The 6,624-nt window shown below is 46.6% G+C and carries 8 protein-coding genes; all 8 read left to right on the top strand.

All coding sequences use genetic code 11. From position 1 onward, the window contains the following. Positions 1-3,342, top strand: a 3,342-nt coding sequence (gene gltB / locus J0895_RS23850) for a glutamate synthase large subunit (RefSeq protein ID WP_207090478.1), incomplete at its 5' end; no start/stop codon positions are given. Between the two features lie 155 nt (positions 3,343-3,497). After that, positions 3,498-3,731: a YgiT-type zinc finger protein gene (locus J0895_RS23855; protein ID WP_207090479.1), complete on the top strand. Its 234-nt coding sequence runs from the start codon at positions 3,498-3,500 to the stop codon at positions 3,729-3,731. A gap of 302 nt (positions 3,732-4,033) precedes the next feature. Continuing rightward, the gene (locus tag J0895_RS23860; protein ID WP_242541552.1) at positions 4,034-4,300 is read left to right on the top strand and encodes a hypothetical protein; all 267 of its coding nucleotides are present in this window, start codon (positions 4,034-4,036) and stop codon (positions 4,298-4,300) included. An 8-nt stretch (positions 4,301-4,308) separates the two neighbouring features. Next, on the top strand, positions 4,309-4,836 hold the full coding sequence (locus J0895_RS23865) for a hypothetical protein (protein ID WP_207090480.1): 528 nt from the start codon (positions 4,309-4,311) through the stop codon (positions 4,834-4,836). An 87-nt stretch (positions 4,837-4,923) separates the two neighbouring features. After that, positions 4,924-5,169 (top strand): hypothetical protein, encoded by a 246-nt coding sequence (locus J0895_RS23870; protein ID WP_207090481.1) that lies wholly within the window; start codon positions 4,924-4,926, stop codon positions 5,167-5,169. Then, the gene (locus tag J0895_RS23875; protein WP_242541553.1) at positions 5,166-5,483 is read left to right on the top strand and encodes a type II toxin-antitoxin system VapC family toxin; all 318 of its coding nucleotides are present in this window, start codon (positions 5,166-5,168) and stop codon (positions 5,481-5,483) included. Before J0895_RS23870 ends, J0895_RS23875 begins: the two co-directional genes overlap by 4 nt. Next, positions 5,446-5,601, top strand: a complete 156-nt coding sequence (locus tag J0895_RS26170; protein ID WP_242541554.1) for a hypothetical protein — start codon at positions 5,446-5,448, stop codon at positions 5,599-5,601. The genes J0895_RS23875 and J0895_RS26170 overlap by 38 nt, the downstream gene beginning before the upstream one ends. A gap of 264 nt (positions 5,602-5,865) precedes the next feature. Beyond that, positions 5,866-6,624 (top strand): hypothetical protein (locus J0895_RS23880; protein WP_207090482.1); only part of this gene is annotated, 759 nt, incomplete at its 3' end.

Genomic DNA, 6,624 nt, shown 5'->3' on the forward strand with positions numbered 1-6,624 from the left:
GATATGAAACAGGGTCGGATTATTTCTGATGAAGAAATCAAAACCCAAATTGTCAATGAACATCCCTATCAACAGTGGATTGATGAGAATTTGGTGGCGCTTTCTCAACTGAAAGATGCTCCAGAATGGCGGGAAATTGACCCGGTGCCGTTGATTCAGCGACAAATGGCGTTTGGGTACACCTTTGAGGAATTGCGCCTGTTGATGACGCCAATGGCGACGAATGGCGTGGAGGCAATCGGGTCGATGGGAACGGATACTCCGTTGGCGGTGTTGAGCGATCGCCCGAAATTGCTGTATGACTATTTCCAACAATTGTTTGCTCAAGTGACAAATCCCCCGATTGACTCGATTCGGGAGGAAATTGTTACCTCGGCAGAAACTACGATTGGGGCGGAACGAAATCTACTCAAACCTACGCCAAAAAGCTGCAATTTAATTGAGCTAAAAACCCCGGTTCTCACCGATGAAGATTTGGCAAAACTCAAGGCAGTGAATGAAGGGGAGTTTAAATCTACAACCATCTCGATGTTGTTTGACCCGACGACTGGGGTGAAGGGATTGGAAGCGACCCTGGAAGCCATTTTTGCTCAGGCAAGTGAGGCGATCGCCTCGGGTACGACTATCCTCATTCTCAGCGATCGCGGGACGAACCGAGAAAAGTGCGCGATTCCGGCATTATTGGCGGTTGCCGGACTCCATCATGATATGATTCGCAAAGGCATTCGCACCCAGGTGGGATTAGTCCTGGAATCCGGGGAACCTCGGGAAGTACATCATTTCGCCGCCTTGATTGGGTATGGTTGTGGGGCGATTAATCCCTATCTGGCTTTTGAAACCATTGATGATATGATTCGCGAGAAATTACTCGTGAATGTGGAGTATAAAACCGCTGTCAAGAATTACATCAAAGCGGTGACGAAAGGGGTGGTGAAAATTGCCTCTAAGATTGGGATTTCCACGATTCAAAGCTATCGCGGTGCCCAGATTTTCGAGGCGATCGGGTTGAATCAGTCAGTGATTAGTCGGTACTTTACCTGGACTGCTTCCCGGATTGAAGGGGTGGATTTAGAGGCGATCGCCAATGAAACTATCATGCGTCACTCTCACGCCTTCCCCGATCGCGATGCCAATGGTCACACTCTGGATGTCGGCGGTGAATACCAATGGCGCAAAGATGGTGAAGCTCACTTGTTGAGTCCGGAAATTATTCACGCCTTGCAACAAGCAGTCCGTGAAGGCAATTACGAACTATACAAGAAATATGCCGCCAAAGTGAATGAGCAAAATCAGAAGTTCTTCACCTTGCGCGGATTGCTTGAGTTTAAGGCATCCGAAGCGATTCCCTTAGAAGAAGTAGAACCGATTGAGAGCATCATGAAACGGTTCAAAACCGGCGCGATGAGCTATGGTTCGATTTCTAAAGAGGCGCACGAATCTTTGGCGATCGCCATGAACCGAGTGGGTGGCAAATCCAACACCGGGGAAGGTGGCGAGGACCCCGACCGTTATACTTGGACCAACGAACGGGGAGACTCCAAAAATAGTGCCATCAAGCAGGTTGCTTCGGGACGGTTTGGCGTTACCAGCTTATACCTGTCTCAGGCGAAGGAACTTCAAATCAAAATGGCACAAGGTGCTAAACCCGGGGAAGGGGGACAATTACCGGGACTGAAAGTCTATCCCTGGATTGCCAAAGTGCGCCACTCTACCCCAGGCGTCGGGTTGATTTCTCCCCCGCCTCACCATGATATCTACTCCATTGAAGACTTAGCGGAGTTGATTCATGACCTCAAAAATGCTAACCGCAACGCCCGAGTTAACGTGAAGTTAGTCTCAGAAGTCGGTGTGGGAACCATTGCTGCTGGGGTTGCCAAAGCACACGCGGATGTGGTGCTCGTCTCTGGATTTGATGGTGGAACGGGTGCGTCCCCCCAAACTTCGATTAAACACGCCGGTTTACCCTGGGAGTTAGGATTGGCGGAAACTCATCAAACCCTAGTCCTGAACAATCTGCGGAGTCGGATTGTGGTGGAAACTGATGGACAGATGAAGACGGGACGGGACGTGGCGATCGCTGCTTTACTCGGTGCCGAAGAATACGGTTTTTCTACCGCACCTTTGGTCACTTTGGGCTGTATTATGATGCGCGTCTGCCATAAAAACACCTGTCCTGTGGGGATTGCTACCCAAAACCCCGAACTGCGGGCCAAATTCATGGGAGACCCAGAATATACAGTCAACTTCATGAAATTTATCGCCCAAGAAATGCGAGAAATCATGGCCCAGCTTGGGTTCCGGACTGTCAATGAAATGGTCGGACGCACCGATGTCCTCGAACCGAAAAAGGCGATCAACCACTGGAAAGCGAAAGGCATTAACCTATCCAAGATTCTCTATCAACCGGAAGTCGGACCCGAAGTGGGTCGGTATTGCCAAATACCACAGGACCACGGATTAGAGAAGTCACTGGATATGACGGTGTTGCTGGATCTGTGCAAAGGTGCGATCGAAAACGGCGAAAAAGTCAAAGCAACTCTGCCGATTACCAACATTAACCGCGTCGTCGGTACTATCCTCGGCAACGAAATCACGAAAAAACATTGGGATGGATTGCCAGATGGAACGATTCACCTGCATTTCCAAGGAAGTGCGGGACAAAGTTTCGGGGCCTTTGTACCCAAAGGAGTGACCCTAGAACTGGAAGGCGACGGCAACGACTACATCGGTAAAGGACTCAGTGGCGGCAAGATTATCGTTTATCCGTCCAAGAAGTCTACTTTAGTGCCCCATGAGAACATCATCGCTGGGAACGTGGCCCTTTATGGTGCAACCAGTGGGGAAATGTATCTGTCGGGGATTGCCGGGGAACGGTTTGGGGTCCGCAACTCTGGGGTTCATGCGGTTGTAGAAGGCGTCGGTGACCACGGATGTGAGTATATGACGGGCGGTAAAGTCGTGGTGATTGGACCTGCCGGACGGAACTTTGCTGCCGGGATGAGTGGCGGAGTTGCCTACATCCTGGATGAAGCGGGAGATTTCGCCACCCGGTGTAATACGCAGATGGCGGATATGGAGAAGTTGGAAGAACCGAGTGAAATTGCGATCGTCCGGGAGATGATCCAGAAACACGCGGATTATACCAACAGTCCCAAAGCGGCAGAAGTGTTAGCAAACTGGGAGGAAATGGTTCCCCAGTTTGTGAAGGTGATGCCACGGGATTACAAGCGGGTGTTGCAAGCGTTGGAAAGTGCATTAGCGTCCGGTTTAAGCGGCGATGATGCATTGGATGCGGCGTTTGAACAGAATGCCCGAGATGTTGCCCGGATTGGGGGGAGTTAGGTTATAGTTAGGAGGGTGGGCTGTTGTCCACCCTCTTTTGATTTTGGGGAGGGAAGAACCACGGATTACACAGATTTTCACGGAGAGAAAGAGATTTTCCTCTATGAAACTGATGCAAATCGTTGGATTAATTTTTGAACCAGGAAGCCCTAATCATGACTGATGATTTTTTTCAAGAAACATTGATAGCAAAAAAAGTAACTTACACTTTAGAAGTGAATGGCAAATTTTTTATGATTGAAAATGTCCCCGCCCGAGTTTGTGAAGAAACGGGGGAATCGTTCTTTTCTCCGGAGACAGTAGAGCGAATTCAGCAAATGATTTGGGGACAAAAAAAGCCTAAACGAGTGATAGAAACTCCTGTGTATGAGTTTAGTACGAGTTCATAGACTCTACTCTGTTGATGTAGCAGATAGCTACGACTGGTATGCATTAACTCGATATCATTTAAATCATTTTAACTCGTTTCCAGACAGAGCCTGGAAGCAGTTTATTTGAGAGGAAATCTATTCGAGCAAGTATGCTAAGATTTGAGAAAACTTTGCCCGATCGCCTTGACTGAAAACCCGCCACTGACTCGACTACCAGAACAAGCATTGTGATCTACGGAAAGGGTTTTACGATTAAGGAGAGCAAATTTGACTATTTTTTTGGGCGGGTAACCTCTGACCCCGACAATACAAAGAGGTCATTGCAGAATTTACGAGAATTGAGGAGACTGGGAATTGATGAGGCACTTAGAGGACGAGAACGATTACTGCAACTCTTTGAAGAGGGATTGAATGCTCCTGAGATAAGCGATCGCCGCATTACAAAATATGGTATCAATATTACTCGGCAAGTACAAGTTAGTGGACCCCAAGAGTCAGGAGCTATTTTAATTAGTTACTATTATCCAGAAGGCGACCTGTCCGCTACCCCACAAGTTACCTCTATTATTCCCAAGATATACCAATAAAATCTGTTATGCAAATCTCAGTAATTACTGAATTAGACTTTTATAAAATTGACCGATGTCGGCGAGTTATTTCCCATGATTGCGCTCAAAAGTTTGCCGCGATTGACTTGGGGGTTCCGTTGGGATGCTATGGACTGAGTTGGAGAAGTGATATCCTTGAACCGATGATCACGAGATCGCCCGATCGCCGGACTGTCTGGATCGGGGTTGATCAACAGTTAGCTGCAATTAGTATCGATGAGGGTCGGATTCTGGTTGCTTTAGGGTTTACTGATTATCTGGTTCAAATGGTGGCGATCGCTGATGTAATAGCAGTTCTGACTCAAGAGAAAGTGCTGCTGTTTAATGCCGGTGGTTCTATTCGCTTCAGTGACGATTTGCCAGATCAGGGAATCGGTATGACGGTGGAGGGGGAAAATCTGGTCATTAAAATGCTGGAAGGGGAAAGTTTGACTCTTAATCCAATGACGGGTTATTTTAAACCGTCAGATTCGGTGCAGAGTATGGCGGCATCGACGACTAGGCGATCGCCTTAAAAAGGTTGTCTGCGATCGCTCATGGGTCAAGATTGACCAAGGGCCCGAGGTTAAGTTAGAATAGGGATGATGTAGAGGGACAATACGATGAGTATTACTGAATTATTCCCGATAGTGAAAAATTTATCTCCTGCTGAAAAAATCCGCCTCTTAGAATTCCTGAAAACTGAGATTGAGCAGGGTCAGAGTGCTTCAGAATCTTCTGAGTCAATGCACCCGAGACTCCATCGCAAAAATGATATCCTAGTCATTGAGACAGTTCCTCTCAATCACATTGATTTTAATCGATTGATTGAGGAAGTGCGTGAAGATTCTAATCCCCTTAAGATGTGAAAGCCTTATTTGATACCTCGGTAATTGTAGCAGCGTCCCTGAGTCAACATCCCCAGCATACCCTCTGCTTTCCCAAACTAGAACTAGCAAAACAGGGACAGATTCAGGGATATTTATCCACTCATAGTTTGGCAGAAACTTACTCGGTTCTCACCCGTTTACCGATTCAACCTCGCCTTACTCCTAGTGATGCTGAAAGGGTGATTAGAGACTTCTTGCAATATCTGCAAGAAGTCTTCGCTAGATGGGCAAGATTATCAATCGGCGATCGCCTTAATGGTAGCGATCAATATTCCTGGCGGAGGCATTTTTGATTCTCTGATTGCCCAGGCATCTCTGAAAGCTAAAGTTGATATTCTATTCACCCTCAATCCCACTCACTTTACCCGATTGGGAGAGGCGATCGCTCAAATTACCCAAGTTCCTCAATAAATTGGCTAAAACCACGGATTACACAGATTTTCACGGAGAAGTTTTTTCCTCGGTTTTTCCTCATTCCAAGGCTCTGCCTGGGAATGCCTCCTGGGAGGCTCTGCCTCCTCTTATCATCCAGAATTCTATTCAATAAAAAACAGATTATCTGTGAAAAACGGTAACAATATACAGTAAAATAAATAAGACTTTACATTCAATCTGGAGAGTACAGGACAACGCTGGTTGCCTCCGGTGAGAATATTAATCATGGAAATTACTTGAATGAGCAAAAATATCCGGCTGTTTTCCAATTATGTCCAACGGGAAAATCAGACTACAAACTACTGCCTACTAATTCTCAAGCTGCTTTACGAAGAAAATCCTAAATTTTTATCAGAAGTCTTGAGTACATTATTAAGTGAGCGCTTATCGGGAGCAGTTGGGGTAAAATTTAGCCAACAAAACCGAGGTAAAAAAAGCGTCCCCGATGGTAAAATTAGTCAGGATGCTTTCTCAATTGTTATAGAGACGAAACGGGATAATCCATTTAATTTAGAGCAATTAAGCCGCCATCTTGAGGCAATGAAAGAAGAGGCGGGAATTAAGGTGTTGATGGCTTTGGGTAACTTTGAATGGGAAGAACCCAACCCGGAAGCGTTCCCAGATATCGATCGCCTTGCAGAAGAAATGGGGGTGGCATTTGCAGCGGTTAGCTTTGAGCAGTTCTTGCAAGCGTTGAAACTCAGCTATTTACCGAAAAATCTGGTGGATGCGATCGCCGATTTGGAAGAATATATGGATGAAGAAAATTTACTCCCCTCTTGGAAATACCATCTGGATGTCGTAAATTGTCGCGTCTCCTTCGATGATGTCCTCCAGCATCAAATTTACGTCTGTCCCGCAACGGATGGGAGTTACAATCATCGCCGTAGTCTTTACTTTGGGATGTATCGCAACAAGCGAGTTGAGCAAATTGCCAAGATTGAGGCGGTTGTGGATTTAGAGTCTGAAGAGAGTTTTTCGATTAAATGGAAAAACATC

It is taken from the genome of Phormidium pseudopriestleyi FRX01 (assembly GCF_017313335.1).
Lineage (GTDB): Bacteria > Cyanobacteriota > Cyanobacteriia > Cyanobacteriales > Laspinemataceae > Laspinema > Laspinema pseudopriestleyi.